Source organism: Candidatus Aalborgicola defluviihabitans (genome assembly GCF_016705985.1).
Lineage (GTDB): Bacteria > Pseudomonadota > Gammaproteobacteria > Burkholderiales > Burkholderiaceae_C > Allorhodoferax > Allorhodoferax defluviihabitans.
On record NZ_JADJKN010000006.1, the window covers coordinates 492,230 to 512,433 of the forward strand.

The following is a 20,204-nucleotide window of genomic DNA, read 5'->3' on the forward strand; positions in this document are numbered from 1 at the left end:
AACCCTGCGCTGCACCCCATGTCACAAAACCAACTCGATAAAAAATCCCAGGCGTGGTCCGCGCTGTTTTCCGAACCCATGAGCGATTTGGTCAAACGCTACACCTCCAGCGTGTTTTTTGACAAGCGCATGTGGCAGGCCGACATCACCGGCAGCCTGGCCCACGCCGAGATGCTGGCAGCCCAAGGCATCATCAGTGCCGAAGACCACGCATCCATCCAGCGCGGCATGGCGCAGATCACCGCCGACATTGAAAGCGGCAACTTCGAGTGGAAGCTGGACCTGGAAGACGTGCACCTCAACATCGAGGCCCGCCTGACCCAGTTGGTGGGCGACGCTGGCAAGCGCCTGCATACCGGCCGCAGCCGCAACGACCAGGTTGCCACCGATGTCCGCCTGTGGCTGCGCAGCGAGATTGATCTGATTGGCGAGCTGCTGATCGACTTGCAAAAATCTTTGCTGGATGTGGCCGAGAAGAATGTGGATGTCATCCTGCCCGGCTTTACCCACCTGCAAGTGGCACAGCCGGTGAGCTTTGGCCACCACATGCTGGCCTATGTGGAAATGTTCAGCCGTGATGCAGAACGCATGCTCGAAGTGCGCTGCCGCACCAACCGCCTGCCGCTGGGTGCTGCCGCCCTGGCCGGCACCAGCTACCCGCTGGACCGCGAACGCGTGGCCCGCACGCTGGGCATGGTCGATGCCGCTGGCAACCCACAGGTCTGCCAAAACAGCCTGGACGCGGTGAGTGACCGTGATTTCGCCATTGAATTCACCGCTGCGGCCACACTCACCATGGTGCACATCAGCCGCATGAGCGAAGAGCTGATTTTGTGGATGAGCCAAAACTTTGGCTTTATCAAAATAGCCGACCGTTTCACCACCGGCAGCTCCATCATGCCGCAGAAGAAAAACCCCGATGTGCCCGAGCTGGCGCGCGGCAAAACCGGCCGCGTGGTCGGCCACCTAATGGGCCTGATCACCCTGATGAAGGGCCAACCGCTGGCCTACAACAAAGACAACCAGGAAGACAAAGAGCCGCTGTTCGACACCGTGGACACTTTGAAGGACACCTTGCGCATCTTCAGCGAAATGGTCGGCGGCCAGGTGAATGTGGCTACCGGCCAGAAGGAAGGCGGCATCACCGTCAACCCGATTCCCATGGAACAAGCGGCGCTGCGCGGCTACGCCACCGCCACCGACCTGGCCGACTACCTGGTCAAGAAGGGCCTGCCTTTCCGTGATGCACACGAGATAGTGGCCCATGCCGTCAAAGCCGCCACAAGCCACCAGGTCGATTTGTCTGAATTGCCGCTGGCAGTGTTGCAAGAGTTCAGCCCCGGCATTGAAAAGGATGTGTACGAATGTTTGAGCCTGCGCGGCTCACTCAACGCCCGTAACACGTTGGGCGGTACGGCCCCGGTGCAGGTGAAGGCGCAGGTGGCGCGACATCGGGTGCGGTTGACTCCAACGTAACGTTTGTGCAAAGTTGCTGGCCTAGTCCGGCCATCGGGTATACGCTTGATACCATGCAAAATATGGGTATTGTCCAGTCCGTGCGTGGCAGCGTCGTCGATGCACGATTCGAATCCGATTTACCCTCCATCCGCAACATACTGCATGCCGATGATGGCCGCGTGGTCCTGGAGGTCGTAGCCCAGCGGGATGCGCACCATGTCCGTGCTATTGCACTAACCTCAACCCAGGGTCTTGCGCGCGGTGCAGCGGTCCAGGACAGCGGCGCACCTTTGAAGGTGCCAGTCGGCAAGACCATCCTGTCGCGCATGTTCGACGTATTTGGCAATGCCATTGACCGCTTGCCGGCACCCGACGCGGTTCAGTGGCGCTCAGTGCACCGGGCTCCGCCGGCGCTGGTGAGTCGCTCCACCAAATCCGAGATTTTCGAGACCGGCATCAAGGTTATCGACGTGCTCATGCCCCTGGAGCGGGGTGGCAAAGCCGGTCTGTTTGGCGGCGCGGGGGTCGGCAAGACGGTTTTGCTGACCGAGATGATTCACAACATGGTGGGGCATCAGGAGGGCGTCAGCATCTTCTGCGGCATTGGCGAGCGCTGCCGTGAAGGTCAAGAGTTGTACAGCGACATGAAGACCGCTGGAGTTTTGCCCAACATGGTGATGGTCTTTGGCCAGATGAATGAGCCCGCCGGGAGCCGCTTTCGCGTGGGCCACGCAGCATTGACCATGGCTGAGTATTTTCGGGATGATGAGCACCGCGATGTCTTGCTGCTGATCGACAACATCTTTCGATTCATTCAGGCCGGCTCCGAAGTGTCGGGGCTGATGGGGCAAATGCCATCGCGCCTAGGTTACCAGCCCACCATGGGAACCGAATTGGCGGGCCTGGAAGAGCGCATTGCCAACACCGACACTGGCGCCATCACCTCCATTCAAGCGGTCTATGTCCCGGCTGACGATTTCACCGATCCAGCGGCAGTGCACACCTTCTCGCACCTTTCGGCGTCGATTGTGCTGTCGCGCAAGCGGGCCAGTGAGGGTCTGTACCCAGCCATTGACCCGCTGCAATCGAACTCCAAAATGGCGACACCCGGCATTGTCGGCGAACGGCACTATGCGTTGGCGCAGGAGATTCGCGGCACACTGGCCCAATACGCGCAGCTAAAGGACATCATCGCCATGCTGGGGTTAGAGCAACTATCCTCCGGTGACCGCAACGTAGTTGCCCGCGCCCGTCGTCTGGAGCGCTTTCTCACCCAGCCGTTCTTCACCACCGAGCAGTTCACCGGCATGCCGGGCAAGCTCGTTAGCCTGAAAGATGCGCTGGACGGATGTGAGCGCATCCTGCGTGACGAGTTCAAAGACTACCCCGAGAGCGCGCTCTACATGATCGGCGCGGTTGATGAGGCCAAGGCCAAATTGCCGGCGTCAAAGGAGCAAGACCATGCAGTGCAATAGCATGCACCTCAAAATCCTTCTGCCTTCGCACATCTTCGCCGACAAAACCGGCGTCAAGCGCATCGTGGCGGAAACGCGAGAGGGATCGTTCGGCCTGCTGCCGAACCGCCTCGATTGTGTTGCCGCGATTACTGCCGGGATCCTGGTCTATGAGACACCGTCCGAAGGAGAGGTCTACGTCGCCCTGGATGAGGGGGTGTTGGTCAAGACCGGAGCGAATGTGTCTATCTCCGTACGCAGGGCCATGGGCGGCGCCAATCTCTCACAGTTGCGCCAGGCGGTTGAGCAGGAATTTAGTCAGCTCAATGCGCAAGAGAAAGAGGTTCGTTCGGTCATGGCCAAGCTGGAAACTGGCTTTCTGCGCCAATTTGCGAGTTTCCAGCATGATTGATCGGGCCAATAAACCAGAAAAAACGTCGCTCGACATGGCCGGGCAAGTTGGTGCCAAGGCCGCTCGCAAGTTGCAGGCGCAGCGCAACCCGACACCAGGCGTCTGGTTTGGCCTGGGGCTGATGGGTGTGATCGGCTGGTCGGTGGTCGTACCCACCTTGTTGGGTGCTGCGCTGGGTCTGTGGCTGGACCGGCACTATCCCGGTGGGCACTCATGGACGCTGGCGCTGATGGCCGCCGGGCTGGTGCTGGGCTGTTTCAACGCGTGGGTTTGGGTTACCAAGGAAGATGCCGCCATGGGCTACGACCGGGAAAATCATGATGACCGGCCCTGACGCACTGTCCCTGTTGTTGGCATGGTTCGCTGGCAGCGCGCTGGGGGCGTTCTTCTTTGGCGGACTCTGGTGGACCGTGCGCAAGGGCCTTGCCGCCCCCAATCCGGCCTTGTGGATTTTGCCCAGCGCGTTACTGCGTACCGCAGTGACCCTGGCCGGCTTCTATTGGGCCACAGGCGCAGATTGGCAGCGTCTGCTGGCATGCCTTGTTGGCTTCGTGATGGCCCGCCAGATCACCATGCGCCTGACACGGGAGCCCTCCCATGCACCTTAGCCCCGACCAGATGATCTTTTGGCAACTCGGCTTCATCAAACTCAACGCCACCATTGCCTTTACCTGGGGCCTGATGCTGCTGCTGGTCGTAGGCTCCATGCTCATCACCCGCAAACTCTCCACTGAGCTGACCCGCTCGCGTTGGCAGAACCTGCTGGAAATCATTGTCACCGGCATCGAGTCGCAAATTGTAGAGGTCGGCATACACGAACCACGCAAAGCCATAGGCTTTTTGGGCACGCTCTTCCTGTTCGTCGCAAGTGCCAGCCTGTGCACCATCATTCCCGGCTACGAGCCGCCCACCGGATCACTGTCGACCACAGCGGCGCTGGCCCTGTGCGTGTTGGTGGCTGTACCGATGTTCGGCATTGCGGACCAGGGGCTGGGCGGTTACCTGGAGTCTTATTTGGAGCCCACTGTGCTTATGCTCCCGTTTAACATCATCAGTGAAATGTCGCGCACCCTGGCGCTGGCGGTGCGGCTGTTTGGCAACATGATGAGCGGGGCCATGATCATCGCCATCCTGCTCACCATCACGCCCTTTGTTTTTCCGATTGTCATGACGGTGCTGGGCCTACTGACCGGAATGGTGCAAGCCTACATCTTCAGCATATTGGCGGCCGTCTATATCGCGGCAGCCCAGCACGTTCGCAAGCCCGATCCGGAGCCACAGCAAACGGCCAAAACCTGAACAACCAAACCTTCAAAGGACTCTCTATGGACAGCATGACCATCATCGCAGTGGCATCCATCGTCATTGCCGGACTCACCACCGGCTTCGGCTGCATGGGGCCCGCGTTCGCCGAGGGGCGCGCGGTTGCGACCGCCCTCACCGCGCTGGCGCAGCAGCCTGACGCCTCTGCAACCATTACGCGCACCCTGTTCGTCGGTCTGGCGATGATCGAATCCACTGCGATCTACTGTTTTGTGGTCTCGATGATCCTGATTTTTGCCAATCCATTCTGGAACCACGCGGCCGCAGCGGTTGCCGCAGTTGCCGCAAAGTAGCCATGCTCATTGACTGGTTCACGGTCGGCGCGCAAACGCTGAACTTTCTCATCCTGGTATGGCTAATGAAGCGCTACCTCTACAAGCCGGTGCTCGATGCGATTGATGCGCGGGAAAAGCGCATCGCATCGGAACTGGCCGACGCCGCCCAAAAGCAGGCGCAAGCCGACAGTGAGCGCGATACCTTCAAGCAGAAAAATGCTGATTTTGACCAGCAACGCGAGGCCCTTGCGCGCAAGGCCAGCGCTGAAGTGGACGCCGAACGCAAACGTCTGCTCACTGACGCGCGCACGGCAGCCGACGCCGTGCAGGCCAAGCGGCATGAGGCCCTGGAGAGCGAACTGCAAACACTGCAGCAGGACATCGCCCGGCGCAGCCAGGAAGAAGTGTTTGCCATCGCGCGCAAGGTCCTGACCGATCTGGCCGGCACCACCCTCGAAGACCGCATAACCGAGGTGTTTGCCCAGCGCCTGGGTTCCATGGATGCACACGCCAAGAGCGAACTGTCCAAGGCCCTACAGGCATCGCCCGGCACGGTACGGGTGCGCAGTGCGTTCGAGTTGACGCCTGCCCAGCAGGCGGCATTGGGGCAAGCAATGGACGCTGCCATGGGGGCCAAGCTGCCCATCCGGTTCGAGACGACCCCCGATGTGATTGGCGGCATCGAGCTCAGCGCCAACGGCTGGAAAATTGCCTGGAATATTTCTGATTTTCTGGCGTCGCTGCAGCAAAAGGCTTCATGAACAGTCCCTCGTCCGATCTGCAAACCGTACTGGACCGCAGCTTCGCAGACCTGCGCCAGCGGCGCGAAGCATTCTCGGCGCAGCTGGCCCCGCGCGAGACTGGCACCATCACCCAGGTATCAACCGGTATCGCCATGGTCAGCGGTCTGCCTGGCGTGGGCTACGACGAACTGATTGCGTTTCCTGGCGGCGTGTTCGGCATTGCCTTCAACGTGGACGAACTCGAAGTGGGTGTGGTTTTGCTGGGCGAATACTGGCATCTGCGGGCGGGCGACGAAGTGCAACGCACCGGGCGAGTCATGGATGTGGGAGTGGGCGACGGTACGCTGGGCCGGGTAATGGACCCACTGGGGCGCCCACTGGACGGCCAGGGCCCCATCGTCACAAAACAACGTTTACCCATTGAGCGCCCCGCCGCCCCCATCATGGACCGCGCACCGGTGAGTGTGCCGCTGCAAACCGGGTTAAAGGTTGTTGACGCACTCATCCCGGTCGGCCGGGGCCAGCGGGAATTGATTCTGGGGGACCGCCAGACCGGCAAGACCACAATCGCGATCGACACCATCCTCAACCAGCAGGGCAAGGACGTGCTGTGTGTTTACTGTGCCATTGGCCAGCGCGCAGCGGCCGTGGCGAAAACGATTGCGATCCTGCAAGAAAAAGGGGCAATGGCGTACACAGTCGTCATGGTGACCGAAGGCAACGATCCGCCCGGACTGGCCTACATTGCGCCCTACGCCGCGACCAGCATGGCCGAGCACTATATGCACGCCGGGCGCGACGTTCTGATCGTTTACGACGATCTCACCCACCACGCACGCGCCTACCGCGAACTGTCCCTGCTGCTGCGCCGCCCGCCGGGGCGTGAGGCCTTTCCCGGTGATATTTTTTACATCCACTCGCGCTTGCTGGAGCGCTCCACGCACCTCAGCGAGGAACGGGGTGGTGGCTCGCTCACCGCCCTGCCCATCATCGAGACCGAGGCGCAGAACATGTCGGCCTATATACCGACCAACCTGATTTCCATCACCGACGGGCAGATCTACCTCTCGCCGTCGCTGTTCGAACTCGGCGCTCTGCCAGCGGTCGATGTAGGAAAGTCGGTCTCCCGTGTAGGTGGCAAGGCTCAGCGCGCGGCCTACCGGGCCGTATCGGGTGACCTCAAACTGGCGTATTCCCAGTTCGAAGAGTTGGAGACCTTTGCGCGCTTTGGCGCCCGTCTGGACGCAAACACCACCCAGACCATCGAGCATGGCCGGCGCATCCGCGCGTGCCTGAAACAGGCCGAATCGTCGCCAGTCTCCGAGGTCGCGCAGATCGCCGTGTTGATGGCACTGACCGCAAAATTGTTTGATACCGTGCCGCTGGAGCGCATGACCGATGCCGAACGCGCAGTGCGTGAGGCCGCCGCACAGATACCCACAGACGTCTGTGGGCGCTTTGATACCGCCAAAAAGCTCAGCGACGAGGACCAAGCGCTGATTATCGGAATTGCCCGCACCGCGCTGGCCCCTTTTCAGCCTGAAGCCGCGACTGCACCGGACAGTGCGGTCGCAGCACCCGTGGAGAAACCATGAGCGGCACCATCGCGGAACTGCGTCGAAAAATCGACAGCGCCGGTGAACTGCAATCGGTGGTGCGCACCATGAAGGCGATGGCAGCCTCCAGCATTGGTCAGTACGAACGTGCTGTGCAGGCGTTGGAGGACTACTACCGCACGGTACAGCTGGCTTTGTCCGCTGGCTTTCGTCAAATGCCCACGCCACTGCAGGATTCGGGCGCACAGCGTGGCGACCGAGGCAAGATCGTCGCATTGGTATTCGGCTCCGATCAAGGCCTGGTGGGCCAATTCAACGAGACATTGGTCGAATTCACCGTCACAACGCTCAATGCCATGCCGGAAGACAAAACCATCTGGACCATTGGCGAGCGCATCCAGTCCCGCCTGGCCGAAACCCCACTGCCATTGGACCAGCGCTTTGCCCTGCCCATTTCCATCGATGCCATTACCGCGTTGGTCGGGCAAGTGCTACTTGCGTTGGAGGCCGCGCGTGAGGTGGGCGGTGTTGCGCAGGTTTTCCTGTTTCACAATGCTCCCACGGCCGGGTCGGTGTACACACCCACAGTGCAGCGTTTGCTGCCGCTGGATGAGGCTTGGCAACACGACCTTGTCGCGCTCCCGTGGCCTACCCGCAACTTGCCCGAGGTGTTGCAACTGGGCGAATCCGCGCTGTTGGCTTTCGTGCGCGAATACCTGTTTGTTTCGCTGTTTCGCACCTGCGCGCAGTCGCTGGCCAGCGAGAACGCCAGCAGGCTCGCGGCGATGCAACGCGCAGAGAAGAACATCGATGAACTGATGGACGACCTGAACCGGTCATTCCACCGGCTGCGCCAAAACGGTATCGACGAAGAATTATTCGACCTCATTTCCGGCTTCGAGGCACTTGCTCCAAACAAACCAACACCAAAGGAAATACCATGCGTTTGAAAATCAAAACCGACGAGTTTCGGGTCAAGCAAGGCGACCGGGTCAATCTTGCGAAATGGCCAACCGTTGCAAAGCCAATCTACAAAACCAAGGCCGCGTACCGTGATCTCCTTGACGCCCAGGTTGATGAGCTGAGCGCGCTCCAGGAAATTCTCTACGCCTCAGATCGCTATTCGGTGCTGCTGGTCTTTCAGGCCATGGATGCCGCAGGCAAAGACGGCGCCATCAAACACGTCATGTCGGGCATTAACCCGCAGGGATGCCAGGTGTTCAGCTTCAAACATCCCAGCGCTGAAGACCTTGACCATGATTTCCTGTGGCGCACCACCCAGTGCCTGCCGGAGCGGGGGCGTATTGGCATCTTCAACCGCTCCTACTATGAAGAGGTGCTGATCGTGCGGGTGCACCCCGAGATTCTGCAGGCAGAACGCTTGCCATTGGACGCGGTTGACACCAAGACTCTCTGGGAAGATCGGTACCGGTCCATCGTGGGTCTTGAAGACCACTTGCATCGCAACGGAACGCGGATCGTTAAATTCTTCCTGCACCTGTCAAAAGAAGAACAGCGCAAGCGGTTTTTGGACCGCATCGACGAACCCAAAAAGAACTGGAAGTTCAGTTCAGCCGACATAGAGGAGCGTAAATGCTGGAACGCCTATATGCAGGCCTACGAGTCCTGCTTGAGCGCGACCAGCACCAAAACGGCACCCTGGTATGTGGTTCCGGCGGACAACAAGGAAAACGCCAGACTCATCATTTCCGAGATTGTTCTGGATACCTTCAAGGCTCTGAACATGGACTACCCAGAAACCACGCCTGCGCGCGAACAGGAATTGAAGCTGATTCGTAAGCAGCTGAAGCAGGAAGCCGCGGGTTAGCCGTTTGCGTCAGCAAGCCGGGTCGCGCATCTCCGCCCGAATCGCGTCAATCGCCGCCAGTGTCTCGGGCGTGAGCGTGGTTCCATAGGCGTTGATGTCGTCTTCCAGTTGCGCCAGCGTGGTCACGCCGATGATGGTGCTGGCCACCTGCCACTTGGTGTAGCAAAACGCCAGCGCCATTTGTGTGGGGGTCATGCCGTTGTCTCGCGCCAGCGCGTTGTAGCGTAGCGATGCTGCGACTGATTCCTTGCGGCCCCAGCGCTGCTTGCGCACCGACTCGTACTTGCCAATGCGCGCATCCTTGGGCGTAGCCGGCCCGTCGATGCCGCTCTCATCGTACTTGCCAGTCAACAGGCCGAAGGCCAGTGGCGAATAAGCCAGCAGCGATACGCCCAGGCGGTGCATGGTCTCGTCCAGACCGTTCTCTAGCGCGCGGCTGATCAAGCTGTAAACGTTCTGTACCGTGGCCACGCGCGGCAGGCCGTGCTGTTCGGCCAGGCGCACAAACTCATGCACGCCATAGGGCGTCTCGTTGGACAGGCCCACGGCACGCACCTTGCCGGCCTTGACCAGCTGGCCCAGGGCGGCCAGCTGGTCGTGGATGCTGGTCACTGGTTTGTCGTGGGCGGGGTTGTAGTACATGGCACCAAACATGGGCACTGCGCGGGTGGGCCAGTGGAGCTGGTAGAGGTCAATCACATCGGTTTTGAGGCGCTGCAGGCTGCCATCGCAGGCGGCGATGATGTCAGCGCCGGTCAGGTCACCCGTGCCACCACGAATCCACGGCATGCCGCGCGCAGGGCCAGCTACCTTGGTGGCAATCACCAGCTTCTGGCGCAAGCCGGGGCGCGCGGCCAGCCAGTTGCCCATGATTTTCTCGGTAGCGTTGAAGGTCTCGGCCCGCGGCGGCACGGCATACATCTCGGCCGTGTCCAGAAAATTGATACCGCGCTCGACAGCGCGGTCCATGATGGCGTGGGCAGTGGGTTCATCCACCTGTTCGCCAAAGGTCATGGTGCCCAGGCAGATGGGGGTGACGTGCAGGTCGCTTTGACCGAGTTGGACGGTTTTCATGGCCCGCAGTGTAGCCAGCCCGGCGCACCTTCACCGTAGCAGGGGCTTATTTCCTGCTGGCAGCCTCCTGGGCACGATCTTCCTCCTGCAGACGCAACACGCGGCGCTGCACTTTGCCGGTGGTGGTCATGGGCAGGGCGTCCAGAAATTCGATCTCCTTGGGGTACTCGTAAGGTGCCAGACGGTCTTTCACATGCTCCTGCAGTTCCACCGAGAGCTTGGCATGTAATTCGGCTGTAGCCCTTGCATCCCCTGCACAGGCAGCTATGAAATCAGAAGCAATCACCACATAAGCCTTCACCAGTGCGCCGCGCTGGGCATCGGGCTTGGGCACCACGGCGGCGTTGACCACTGCAGGGTGCTTGACCAGGCAGTTCTCGATTTCGCCGGGGCCAATGCGGTAACCGGCGGACTTGAACATGTCGTCGCTGCGCCCCAGGTACCAAAGGTAGCCATCGGCATCGCGAATGGCCTGGTCGCCGGTGCGGCACCAGTCGCCGGTGTACTTGGCAAGGGTAGCGGCGTTGTTCTTCCAGTAGCCCAAAAAGACGATGGGGTCACTGTCACCATGCACGTCATAGCGGTTGAGCGCCACGTCGCCCGGCACACCCACTGGGCATTCGTTGCCATCATCGTCAATCACCCGCACCTGGTGGCCGGGGTAGGCCATGCCCATGCTGCCGGGCGTGGACGGATACAGCGTGTTGCAGTTGCCGACGATGTAATTGATCTCGGTCTGCCCAAACATCTCATTGGGTTTGACGCCCAACTGTTGTTCGCAATAGTCAAACACGGCGTCGCCCACCGCCTCGCCCGCACTCATGATGGCCTGTAACTGCAACGTAAACTGCTGGCGCACCGTGCGCCGTGGCGTGCCGGAAAAGGCCTTCATCATGGCTTTGAGCGCGGTGGGGAAGAGGAAAGTGTGGGTGACGCCGCAGTCGCCCATCAGTTCCAGCGCCGTCTGCGGGCTGAAACGCCCGTTGTATGCCACGATGGGGCGACCAAAGTACAGGGTAGGGAGCAGTGCATCCATCAGCCCGCCGGTCCAGGCCCAGTCTGCGGGTGACCAAAACACGGCCTGTGACCCCGAGGCGGTGTCATTGGGGTCGAAGCCAAACCAGTTCTGGCTGGCTACAAAGCCCGGCAGGTTACCAATAAGCGCGCGCTGCGCCAGCAAGGCACCTTTGGGATTACCCGTGGTACCGCTGGTGTAGATCAGGATGGCGGGCTCGTCCGCGCGGGTGTTGACGGCCAAGAAGGTGGTTGGAAACTGCGCCAGGGTGTCGTCCCACTCGCAATCAGCCTGGCTTTGCACGCCATCTGCGGTGCCCACGCCCACCACGGTGCGCAGGTGCACGCAGTGCTTGCGTGCCAGGTGCAGGTCATGCTGGGCCTGGCCATCGGCAATGGCGACTACGGCTTCGCTGTCTTGTAAGCGGTATTCCAGAGCGTCGGGACCAAATAGCAGTGACAAGGGCATGGCCACCGCACCCATTTGCAACACAGCCATATAGGCCACGGCCGTCTCAAAGCATTGCGGCATAACGATGGCCACGCGGTCGCCACGCTCTACGCCCAGGGCTTGCAGGGCGTTGGACAGGCGGTTGGCCTGCTCCTGCAATTGTGCATAAGTGAAGAAAGTGCCTTCAGCCCTCGTCGAATAAGCGTGGATAGCTATATTTTTGCTAGCATCCGGTTGCGCTGCCCAGCGTGTGCAACACACCTGGGCGATGTTGAAGTACTCAGGTACCGCCCAGGTAAAGGCCTGGTGCAGGTGGGTATAGGCTTCTGGCGCGCCACCCAACGCCATCGGGCTGCCTCGGGCCGACGCTGGGGAGATGTCGCTATCTTGACTGGCTTGCATGGGGGTGTCTTCGTATCATTGGAAGAATGTACCAAGTCAAACGCATTTCCCGTAGCGAGTTTGTCCCTATACGCAACCTCAAATACCATGTTCAGATATGGGGAAAACCCGCACCCGACAAGGTGCCGCTGGTCATGGTGCACGGCTGGATGGACGTAGCAGCCAGCTACCAGTTTGTGGTGGATGCGTTTGCGCAAGACCACTACATCATCGCCCCCGACTGGCGAGGCTACGGCCAAACCGAGTCCGGCCCGGTAGACAACTACTGGTTTCCCGACTACATGGCCGATCTGGATTTTCTGCTGGACCACTACGCCCCCGAGCAGGCTGTCAATCTGGTAGGGCACAGCCTGGGCGGCAACGTGGTCATGCTCTACGCCGGCGTGCGCCCCGAGCGCATTCGCCGTCTGGTCAACCTGGAGGGCTTTGGCATGCCTGCCACTACTCCGGAGATGGCCGCCAAACGCTACGCAACCTGGATGGACGAGCTCAAAAAGCAGCACCGTGGCGAGATGGCTCTCAAAGCCTACGACACCGTGGGCGGCGTGGCCCGGCGTTTGATGAAGACCAACCCACGCCTGACACAGGACAAGGCCGATTGGCTGGCGCGCCACTGGGCCCGCGAAAACCCGCATGGCCAGTGGGAAATCATGGGTCAACCGGCGCACAAAGTCATCAGCGCCCACCTCTACCAAGTGGAAGAAGTGCTGGCGCTGTACCGGCGCCTGACCATGCCGGTACTGGCGGTGGAAGCGTCCGACAACAGTCTGGACCTGTGGTGGAAAGGCAAGTTCACGCTGGAGCAGTATCACGAGCGCATTCAGAACGTGTCCCAGCTGGAGATTGGCCACATCCCTGACGCCGGCCACATGATGCACCACGACCAGCCCGAGCTGCTGGCGGCTTTGATAGAGCGGTTCATCGACTAAAACTGTCCAAGCCCAAACGGGAAGGCGTGAGAAAATACGCGGTTATTGCAAACAAACAGACCTCAGGACAGCACCATGGACATCGAACGCATCAACCTCATCGGCACCACTCTTTCGGACCTGAGCGCGCGCACGCAAGAGTTACGGGGGTATCTTTGACTACGATGCCAAAGCCGAACGCCTGCGCACCGTCAACGCCTCGCTAGAAGACCCCACGGTCTGGAACGACCCCAAGAAGGCCCAAGAGCTGGGCAAAGAAAAGAAACTGCTCGACGGCGTGGTCGTCACGCTGGATAGCCTGCAAAGCGAGCTGGCGGATAACGCCGAATTGTTCGAGATGAGCAAGGAAGACGGTGATGAAGCCGGTCTGATGACGATTGAGGATGAGACCGAAAAGCTCGCCTCCATCATCAAAGACCTCGAATTCCGCCGGATGTTCAACAACCCCGCCGACCCTCTGCCCTGCTTTCTGGACATCCAGGCCGGCGCCGGCGGCACCGAGGCCTGCGACTGGGCCAGCATGCTGCTGCGCCAGTACCTGAAGTACGCCGAGCGCAAGGGCTTCAAGACCACCATTGAAGACGAGACCGCAGGCGACACCGCCGGCATCAAGGGCGCCACCATCAAGATCGAGGGCGAATACGCCTTTGGGCTGTTGCGCACCGAGACTGGCGTGCACCGTCTGGTGCGCAAAAGTCCATTCGACTCGTCCGGTGGACGCCATACGTCGTTTGCGTCCGTGTTCGTCTACCCCGAGATTGATGATTCGATCGAGATCGACATCAATCCCAGCGACGTACGCACCGACACCTTCCGCGCCAGCGGTGCGGGTGGTCAGCACATCAACAAAACCGACTCGGCCGTGCGCCTGACGCACATCCCGACCGGCATCGTGGTGCAGTGCCAGGACGGGCGCAGCCAGCACAGCAACCGCGACGTGGCGTGGAAGCGTCTGCGCAGCCGTCTGTACGATTTTGAGCTGCGCAAGCAGCAGGAAGCCCAGCAAAAGCTGGAGGACACCAAGACCGATGTGGGCTGGGGCCACCAAATCCGCAGCTACGTGCTGGACAACAGCCGCATCAAAGACCTGCGCACCAATGTCGAAGTCTCTGCCACCCAAAAAGTACTGGATGGCGACCTGGATGTATTTATTGAAGCTTCACTGAAGCAAGGAGTTTGACGATGACCCGAGAAGGCCACGCCACCGTGATCAACCGCGCCGACTACAGCGCCCCCGCATTCTGGATCGATACCGTCGACCTGAGCTTTGATCTGGACCCGGTAAAAACCCGTGTTTTGAACCGCATGACCTTGCGCCGCAACCCCGACGTAGCGGCACAGTCTTTGAAACTCGACGGCGAAGAGTTAAACTTGGCACGCGTGCTGGTCAACGGCCAGGGCACCTCGTTCAAACTCGAAGGCAACAAGCTGGTGTTGGAAAACCTTCCCGAAGGTACCGAGCCGTTTCAGCTGGAAATCTTCACTACCTGCGCACCGGTCAAAAACACCTCTCTCTCCGGCCTGTACGTGAGCCAGGATTCGTTCTTTACCCAGTGCGAGGCCGAGGGCTTTCGGCGCATCACCTACTTTCTGGACCGCCCGGATGTCATGGCCATGTACACCGTGACCTTGCGGGCGGACAAAACCAAGTACCCCGTGCTGTTGTCCAACGGCAACCTGGTGGACAGCGGCACGCTGGATGACGGACGCCACTTTGCCAAGTGGGTCGATCCGCACAAAAAGCCTTCGTATTTATTTGCGCTGGTGGCAGGCCAGTTGGTGGCGCGCGAGCAGCGCATCACCAGCCGCGCCGGCCAAGACCACCTGTTGCAGGTGTTTGTACGCCCGGGCGATCTGGACAAAACCGAACACGCCATGAACTCCTTGATGGCCAGCGTGGCCTGGGATGAAGCCCGCTTTGGTCTGCCACTGGACCTCGAACGCTTCATGATTGTGGCAACCAGTGACTTCAACATGGGCGCCATGGAGAACAAGGGCCTGAACATCTTCAACACCAAGTACGTGCTGGCCAACCAGGCCACCGCAACGGATGTGGACTACGCCAATATTGAAAGTGTGGTCGGCCACGAATACTTCCACAACTGGACTGGCAACCGCATCACCTGCCGCGACTGGTTCCAGCTGAGTCTGAAAGAAGGCCTGACCGTATTCCGTGACCAGGAATTCAGCCAGGACATGTGCGACGGCGTCTCGGCCCGCGCGGTGAAGCGCATTGAAGACGTGCGCGTGCTGCGCACCGTCCAGTTCCCAGAGGACGCCGGTCCCATGTCCCACCCGGTGCGGCCCGACAGCTACATCGAGATCAACAACTTCTATACCGTCACCATTTATGAAAAGGGTGCGGAAGTGGTGCGCATGATGCAAACATTGGTCGGGCGCGACGGGTTTGCCAAGGGCATGAAGCTCTACTTCGAGCGCTTTGACGGCCAAGCCGTCACCTGCGACGACTTTGCCCAAAGCATGGCCGACGCCAACCCCGAATCCAGCCTGTCGCAGTTATTGCCCCAATTCAAGCTCTGGTACAGCCAGGCCGGCACGCCGCACCTGGGTGCCAGTGGCTATTTTGATGCAGCCGCACAAACCTACACTTTGCAATTCAAGCAAACCTGCGCGCCCGCAGCCGGTCTGGCCGACAAGCAACCGTTTGTCATCCCCGTGCTTTTGGGTCTGGTGGGCTCTGGCAGCGGCGCCGCCCTACCTCTGACGGTGCAGGGCAGTGTCGACGCAGCAGCGGCCAACCACCTGTTTGTGATGACCGGCGATACTGCCGCGATCACTTTCACCGGCGTGCAAGAAGCGCCCGTGCCTTCCATCTTGCGTGGCTTCTCCGCGCCAGTGGTGCTGGACTTTGACTACAGTGACGCGCAACTGCTGACCCTGCTGGCCTCTGACCCCGATCCGTTCAACCGCTGGGAAGCCGGCCAGCGTCTGGCGCTGCGAAACGCTATTACTTCGATAGCTACTTACGTAGATTCGACGAGGGCTAGCGCCCTAAATAATGCCTATGTGCAAGCCATGCGCAGCGTCTTGCGTCACCCCACGCTGGATGCGGCCTTCAAGGAACTGGTGCTGACCCTGCCAAGCGAGACCTACATCGCCGAGCAACTGGATGTGGTGGACCCGCAGCGCATCCACGCGGTGCGCGAGGCCATGCGTTTGCAACTGGCGGTAGAGCTGCAGGCCGACTGGCAGTGGGCGTTCGAAACCCACCAAGACAACGGCGCCTACCGCCCTGACGCGACATCTGCCGGGCGCCGTGCACTGGTAGGCATGGCACTGGCCAACCTGTGCCTGGCGGCCACCCAGACGGGTGATGCCGTGTGGCCGGGCAAAGCGTTGCAGCGCTTCAAGGTGGCCACCAACATGACCGATCGCATCAGCGCCCTGCAAGCGCTGGTCACCAGCGGTCACGCCCTGGCGGCTCCGGCTTTGGCCAAGTTCCATGCGCTCTTCAAGAACGAAGAGCTGGTACTGGACAAATGGTTTGCCCTGCAAGCCGGCGCACCCGACCGCAATGGTCTGGTATTGCCTGCCGTGCGCCAGCTGATGGCCCACCCCGACTTCAACATCCGTAACCCCAACCGTGCCCGCAGCCTGATCTTCAGCTACTGCAGTGGCAACCCGGGCGGTTTCCACCGCCCCGATGCTGCCGGCTACGTTTACTGGAGCGAGCGCGTGTTGGAACTCGACAGCATCAACCCCCAGGTCGCCGCCCGTCTGGCCCGCGCCCTGGACCGTTGGAAACGCCTGGTCGAGCCGTACCGCAGCGCGGCCTGCGAAGCCCTCAAGCGGGTCGCCGCCAAGACCGACCTGAGCAACGACGTGCGCGAGGTGGTAGACCGCGCACTAGCAGATTAAAAAAAGAGCCCCCACGCATTTCACTACGTGTAATACGCTGCCCCTCAAAGGGGCCTGGGTCGCCTTGGGGCGGCCCGGCGGCAACCCAATCAAAGGAAAACTATGGCTCCCAAAATCTCCCTCACCCGCTACCTGGTCGAAGAACAGCGGATTGGCGGCTGCATCCCCGCACAACTGCGCCTGCTGCTGGAAGTAGTGGCGCGTGCCTGCAAAAGCATCAGCCTGGCCGTCAACAAGGGCGACCTGGGTGATGTGATGGGCACTGCCGACAGTGAGAACGTGCAGGGCGAAATTCAGAAAAAGCTCGACATCATCGCCAACGAAGTATTAATCGAGGCCAACGAATGGGGCGGCCACCTTGCGGGCATGGCCAGCGAGGAAATGGAAGGCATTTACGTGGTGCCCAACCGTTATCCCCAGGGTGAATATCTGCTGATGTTTGACCCGCTGGACGGCTCCAGCAACATTGACGTCAACGTGAGCATCGGCACCATCTTCAGCGTGCTGCGCATGCCCGAAGATGATCGCGGTGTGGATGAAGGCGATTTCCTGCAGCCAGGCAACCAGCAGGTGGCCGCCGGCTACTGCGTCTATGGTCCACAAACCACGCTGGTGCTGACCGTGGGCGACGGCGTGGCCATGTTCACGCTGGACCGCGAGCAAGGCTCGTTTGTACTAACCCGGAAACACGTGAAAATTCCAGAAGACACCAAGGAATTTGCCATCAACATGAGCAACATGCGCCACTGGGATGCACCCATCAAGCGCTATGTGGACGAATGCCTGGCCGGCAAAGACGGCCCGCGTGGCAAAGATTTCAACATGCGCTGGATTGCCAGCATGGTGGCTGATGTGCACCGTATTCTGACCCGTGGTGGCGTGTTTCTGTACCCCTGGGACAAGCGCGAACCTGAAAAGCCCGGCAAGCTGCGCTTAATGTATGAAGCCAACCCCATGGGCTGGATCGTGGAGCAGGCCGGTGGTGCCGCCACCAATTGCCGCCAGCGCATCCTGGATATCCAGCCCGGCAAGTTGCACGAGCGCGTCAGCGTGGTGCTGGGCTCCAAAAACGAGGTAGACCGCATCACCCGCTATCACACCGAAAGCCAATAGTGACCGGGATATAATTTATGGCTTACCAGCCGGTGTAGCTCAGTCGGTAGAGCAGCTCATTCGTAATGAACTTGCTGCCTATCAAAAATAGCTTTTCAAATCAAAGCGTTAGCCAATCCCCTTGGCGAACAATTCAGCTCATGGCACACTTGTGGCACAGTGGCAATGACAATCCCAGAGTGTCGTCGTTTCGGTGCTGGTTAGTCCAGTTCCCTGGCGTCTCCGTGGCAGCAGTAGCTCTGTGGAGGGCTTATGGCAAGTATTCGTGAGCGCGTAGACAAGGATGGCGTCAAGACCTTCCATGTCCAAATTCGTATCCGAGGCTTTCCGCCGCAGACCAAGACCTTTACCAAGAAGACCATCGCCAAACAGTGGGCTGAGCAAGTCGAACTGGAAATAAGGACTGGTCGCTACTTGCCAACTGCAATGGCTCAAAAGCGGCTGGCGCAAGACCTCATTCAGAGGTACCGCACTTCGATCCTCCCCTACAAAAAAGAGAAGCAGCGGAAAGACTCTGCCCGACATCTCGACTGGTGGGAAAATCGATTGGGCCGGTATGGCGTTCTCGAACTGACATCGGATTTGATCGGGCGCTGCCGCGATGAGTTGCTTGTCACTCCCACCCGAACAGGAGCCATGCCTGCACCGGCAAGCGTTGTTAAACGCATGTCCGTTTTTTCTCACGTTTTGGCGGTAGCAGTGAAGGAGTGGCAGTGGCTGCCAGAATCACCAATGTCACGGGTCGCGAAGCCAAAGGTCAAGAACAACCGCGTTCGATTTCTGAGTGAAGTTGAACTTGCCTCGCTGTTAACGGCGACAGCAGCATCGGAAAGCCCCGAGCTTCACACAATTGTTGCAGTGGCTATAGCGACGGGCATGCGATACGGTGAAATCATGAACCTACATTGGTCCGACGTTTCGTTTCAGCAGAGCGACAGTGCGGCCTTTGTAGTGTTAAGGGAAACCAAAATGGCACTCAACGCGGCGTTCCGATTTCAGCATTTGCGCTTGAGCAGGTGAAGACGTGGAGAACTCGGGCTATGACGGGTGACGAAATGCCAAATCCAGAATCATTGCTCTTCCCAAGCTCAAAAGACACCAGCCGCCCAACGTCAATTCGGACTGCCTGGAGAACTGCGCTTCGCAAGAGCAAAATTCAAAAATTCCGCTTTCATGACCTCCGGCATACGGCGGCAAGCTATTTGGCAATGTCTGGCGCTACGGCATCAGACATATCAGAGATTCTTGGGCACAAAGACCTCCAGATGGTCAAACGCTACGCGCACCTAAGCAAAGAACACATCACTGGTGTATTGACCAGAATGAACGATGCCCATCTCCCCGCAGCCAAAGAAAATGACCCCAGTAAATGACGATCTAGATCGTCTCAGCCTTCCAGTGCACTCGGGTCAAAGCCCATTTGCCCTCAACGCACCAGAAGTACTTTTTCGCGCGGACGATTGGGCATGGCAGTTTTTGCGACTGAATGACGATTACAAAAAAGAGTTTCTCGCGCAAAAGGGCCTTGAAAAACGTCCTACAGCACGCTGGATGCCCACCGAAAGCGAGCCGCTCACTCCATCTGAAGAGTATTGCCGGAAAGAATTTGGTCTAAGCACTTGGCTTGACCCGGAGCTAACAGCGTTACCGAGCATAGGCGACGGAAATTCGTGGTTTTTCCCGATCAGAGCAGTTTTGGATTGGCCAAACGAGCCTTCGTTGAAACCAACACTGGCATTGCGCTACGGATATGCAGGGATTCGGAATGCCTTGAGGCACGGTGAATTTCTTCAAGTAAGCGTCAACATGCACATACCGGTTCAACGCAGATTACGAAGCCATCCCATTGGCTTTTTGGTGAACTGTTCAGTACCTCCCGACGCGCAATTGCGAACCATTGCGCTTCTTTGTCAGGAGCACAGATTTCTGGACGACGAAAACCTTCGTGCGGGCGGAATCAGCGAGATAAAGAGCAAGGGGCGAAAACGAACTTGGGCCGTCAAACAAGATTCGACGAACGAGATCACAGACTTTCCGCAAGCATGCCTTTGGCGGACGACATCCGAGTCACATCATGTCAATTGCCAACCTGCTGAGATTTGGAGGGGTGTGACAATCGATATCCATCGACCAATTCAACGGCAACTTGACAAGGCGTCGGAAACCTTAAGAAAACTGGCTCGGGGTGCTAACACGAATGCGTCGCGGCCTAGTGGATGGCCGGGGTCATACAAGCTGGAAATTCAGGCCAAGGGGAAATTGATCCCAAACCTACCGACGGTCACTATTTGAA

At 59.4% G+C, this 20,204-nt stretch carries 20 protein-coding genes; 18 read left to right on the forward strand and 2 right to left on the reverse strand.

Features of this window, described 5'->3' with window-relative positions; all coding sequences use genetic code 11:
• The first annotated feature begins 18 nt into the window (after window positions 1-18).
• From argH to IPI80_RS10035, 11 genes are read left to right on the forward strand one after another with little or no spacing between them, the layout of a single operon-like run.
• Window positions 19-1,476: an argininosuccinate lyase gene (gene argH / locus IPI80_RS09985; RefSeq protein ID WP_413859611.1), complete on the forward strand. Its 1,458-nt coding sequence runs from the start codon at window positions 19-21 to the stop codon at window positions 1,474-1,476.
• Between the two features lie 53 nt (window positions 1,477-1,529).
• On the forward strand, window positions 1,530-2,933 hold the full coding sequence (atpD, locus tag IPI80_RS09990; protein WP_413859613.1) for a F0F1 ATP synthase subunit beta: 1,404 nt from the start codon (window positions 1,530-1,532) through the stop codon (window positions 2,931-2,933).
• 1 nt (window position 2,934) lies between these two features.
• A complete protein-coding gene (locus tag IPI80_RS09995; protein WP_413859615.1) occupies window positions 2,935-3,324 on the forward strand; it encodes a F0F1 ATP synthase subunit epsilon in 390 nt (129 codons plus the stop codon).
• Entirely contained in the window at window positions 3,317-3,658 is a 342-nt protein-coding gene (locus IPI80_RS10000) for an AtpZ/AtpI family protein (RefSeq protein ID WP_413859617.1), read from the forward strand. The genes IPI80_RS09995 and IPI80_RS10000 overlap by 8 nt, the downstream gene beginning before the upstream one ends.
• Complete coding sequence (locus tag IPI80_RS10005) at window positions 3,642-3,932, forward strand: ATP synthase subunit I (protein WP_413859619.1); 291 nt, start codon at window positions 3,642-3,644, stop codon at window positions 3,930-3,932. Before IPI80_RS10000 ends, IPI80_RS10005 begins: the two co-directional genes overlap by 17 nt.
• A complete protein-coding gene (locus tag IPI80_RS10010) occupies window positions 3,922-4,623 on the forward strand; it encodes a F0F1 ATP synthase subunit A (RefSeq protein WP_413859621.1) in 702 nt (233 codons plus the stop codon). The genes IPI80_RS10005 and IPI80_RS10010 overlap by 11 nt, the downstream gene beginning before the upstream one ends.
• Before the next feature lie 26 nt (window positions 4,624-4,649).
• The gene (locus IPI80_RS10015; protein WP_413859623.1) at window positions 4,650-4,940 is read left to right on the forward strand and encodes a F0F1 ATP synthase subunit C; all 291 of its coding nucleotides are present in this window, start codon (window positions 4,650-4,652) and stop codon (window positions 4,938-4,940) included.
• 2 nt (window positions 4,941-4,942) lie between these two features.
• Window positions 4,943-5,683, forward strand: a complete 741-nt coding sequence (locus IPI80_RS10020) for a F0F1 ATP synthase subunit delta (protein WP_413859625.1) — start codon at window positions 4,943-4,945, stop codon at window positions 5,681-5,683.
• A complete protein-coding gene (locus IPI80_RS10025; RefSeq protein ID WP_413859627.1) occupies window positions 5,680-7,260 on the forward strand; it encodes an alternate F1F0 ATPase, F1 subunit alpha in 1,581 nt (526 codons plus the stop codon). Before IPI80_RS10020 ends, IPI80_RS10025 begins: the two co-directional genes overlap by 4 nt.
• Window positions 7,257-8,171, forward strand: coding sequence for a F0F1 ATP synthase subunit gamma (locus tag IPI80_RS10030; protein ID WP_413859629.1), 915 nt, complete (start codon window positions 7,257-7,259; stop codon window positions 8,169-8,171). The genes IPI80_RS10025 and IPI80_RS10030 overlap by 4 nt, the downstream gene beginning before the upstream one ends.
• Window positions 8,168-9,049 carry an ADP-polyphosphate phosphotransferase gene (locus IPI80_RS10035; RefSeq protein WP_413859740.1) on the forward strand — a complete coding sequence of 294 codons (882 nt, stop codon included), beginning with the start codon at window positions 8,168-8,170 and terminating at the stop codon, window positions 9,047-9,049. Before IPI80_RS10030 ends, IPI80_RS10035 begins: the two co-directional genes overlap by 4 nt.
• A gap of 9 nt (window positions 9,050-9,058) precedes the next feature.
• Here IPI80_RS10035 and IPI80_RS10040 read toward each other — a convergent pair whose 3' ends face one another.
• Window positions 9,059-10,123, reverse strand: a complete 1,065-nt coding sequence (locus tag IPI80_RS10040; protein WP_413859631.1) for an aldo/keto reductase — start codon at window positions 10,121-10,123, stop codon at window positions 9,059-9,061.
• A 46-nt stretch (window positions 10,124-10,169) separates the two neighbouring features.
• Complete coding sequence (locus tag IPI80_RS10045; RefSeq protein ID WP_413859742.1) at window positions 10,170-11,936, reverse strand: acyl-CoA synthetase; 1,767 nt, start codon at window positions 11,934-11,936, stop codon at window positions 10,170-10,172.
• Between the two features lie 80 nt (window positions 11,937-12,016).
• On the opposite strand from IPI80_RS10045, the gene IPI80_RS10050 reads away from it, so the two are divergent.
• The 7 genes from IPI80_RS10050 to IPI80_RS10080 all read left to right on the forward strand — a co-directional run bounded on the left by IPI80_RS10050 (window position 12,017) and on the right by IPI80_RS10080 (window position 20,203).
• Window positions 12,017-12,919, forward strand: a complete 903-nt coding sequence (locus IPI80_RS10050; RefSeq protein WP_413859633.1) for an alpha/beta fold hydrolase — start codon at window positions 12,017-12,019, stop codon at window positions 12,917-12,919.
• Between the two features lie 75 nt (window positions 12,920-12,994).
• Window positions 12,995-14,099 (forward strand): peptide chain release factor 2 gene (prfB, locus tag IPI80_RS10055; protein WP_413859635.1). Its coding sequence is split into 2 segments (ribosomal slippage): window positions 12,995-13,075 and window positions 13,077-14,099, totalling 1,104 coding nucleotides; the frame shifts between segments, so codons are not numbered across the junction.
• A gap of 2 nt (window positions 14,100-14,101) precedes the next feature.
• Window positions 14,102-16,798 carry an aminopeptidase N gene (gene pepN, locus IPI80_RS10060; RefSeq protein WP_413859637.1) on the forward strand — a complete coding sequence of 899 codons (2,697 nt, stop codon included), beginning with the start codon at window positions 14,102-14,104 and terminating at the stop codon, window positions 16,796-16,798.
• 102 nt (window positions 16,799-16,900) lie between these two features.
• Entirely contained in the window at window positions 16,901-17,911 is a 1,011-nt protein-coding gene (locus IPI80_RS10065) for a class 1 fructose-bisphosphatase (protein ID WP_413859639.1), read from the forward strand.
• A gap of 252 nt (window positions 17,912-18,163) precedes the next feature.
• A complete protein-coding gene (locus tag IPI80_RS10070; protein ID WP_413859641.1) occupies window positions 18,164-18,931 on the forward strand; it encodes a tyrosine-type recombinase/integrase in 768 nt (255 codons plus the stop codon).
• The gene (locus tag IPI80_RS10075) at window positions 18,928-19,284 is read left to right on the forward strand and encodes a site-specific integrase (protein ID WP_413859643.1); all 357 of its coding nucleotides are present in this window, start codon (window positions 18,928-18,930) and stop codon (window positions 19,282-19,284) included. The genes IPI80_RS10070 and IPI80_RS10075 overlap by 4 nt, the downstream gene beginning before the upstream one ends.
• Window positions 19,268-20,203 carry a hypothetical protein gene (locus tag IPI80_RS10080; protein WP_413859645.1) on the forward strand — a complete coding sequence of 312 codons (936 nt, stop codon included), beginning with the start codon at window positions 19,268-19,270 and terminating at the stop codon, window positions 20,201-20,203. The genes IPI80_RS10075 and IPI80_RS10080 overlap by 17 nt, the downstream gene beginning before the upstream one ends.
• Window position 20,204 lies beyond the last annotated feature (1 nt).

Bases quoted from the DNA above. Each gene is read 5' to 3' on its own strand.
- argH (WP_413859611.1), top strand. From the start codon at position 19: ATGTCACAAAACCAACTCGATAAAAAATCCCAGGCGTGGTCCGCGCTG.
- atpD (WP_413859613.1), top strand. From the start codon at position 1,530: ATGCAAAATATGGGTATTGTCCAGTCCGTGCGTGGCAGCGTCGTCGAT.
- IPI80_RS09995 (WP_413859615.1), top strand. From the start codon at position 2,935: ATGCACCTCAAAATCCTTCTGCCTTCGCACATCTTCGCCGACAAAACC.
- IPI80_RS10000 (WP_413859617.1), top strand. From the start codon at position 3,317: ATGATTGATCGGGCCAATAAACCAGAAAAAACGTCGCTCGACATGGCC.
- IPI80_RS10005 (WP_413859619.1), top strand. From the start codon at position 3,642: ATGATGACCGGCCCTGACGCACTGTCCCTGTTGTTGGCATGGTTCGCT.
- IPI80_RS10010 (WP_413859621.1), top strand. From the start codon at position 3,922: ATGCACCTTAGCCCCGACCAGATGATCTTTTGGCAACTCGGCTTCATC.
- IPI80_RS10015 (WP_413859623.1), top strand. From the start codon at position 4,650: ATGGACAGCATGACCATCATCGCAGTGGCATCCATCGTCATTGCCGGA.
- IPI80_RS10020 (WP_413859625.1), top strand. From the start codon at position 4,943: ATGCTCATTGACTGGTTCACGGTCGGCGCGCAAACGCTGAACTTTCTC.
- IPI80_RS10025 (WP_413859627.1), top strand. From the start codon at position 5,680: ATGAACAGTCCCTCGTCCGATCTGCAAACCGTACTGGACCGCAGCTTC.
- IPI80_RS10030 (WP_413859629.1), top strand. From the start codon at position 7,257: ATGAGCGGCACCATCGCGGAACTGCGTCGAAAAATCGACAGCGCCGGT.
- IPI80_RS10040 (WP_413859631.1), bottom strand. From the start codon at position 10,123: ATGAAAACCGTCCAACTCGGTCAAAGCGACCTGCACGTCACCCCCATC.
- IPI80_RS10045 (WP_413859742.1), bottom strand. From the start codon at position 11,936: ATGGCGTTGGGTGGCGCGCCAGAAGCCTATACCCACCTGCACCAGGCC.
- IPI80_RS10050 (WP_413859633.1), top strand. From the start codon at position 12,017: ATGTACCAAGTCAAACGCATTTCCCGTAGCGAGTTTGTCCCTATACGC.
- pepN (WP_413859637.1), top strand. From the start codon at position 14,102: ATGACCCGAGAAGGCCACGCCACCGTGATCAACCGCGCCGACTACAGC.
- IPI80_RS10065 (WP_413859639.1), top strand. From the start codon at position 16,901: ATGGCTCCCAAAATCTCCCTCACCCGCTACCTGGTCGAAGAACAGCGG.
- IPI80_RS10070 (WP_413859641.1), top strand. From the start codon at position 18,164: ATGGCAAGTATTCGTGAGCGCGTAGACAAGGATGGCGTCAAGACCTTC.
- IPI80_RS10080 (WP_413859645.1), top strand. From the start codon at position 19,268: ATGACCCCAGTAAATGACGATCTAGATCGTCTCAGCCTTCCAGTGCAC.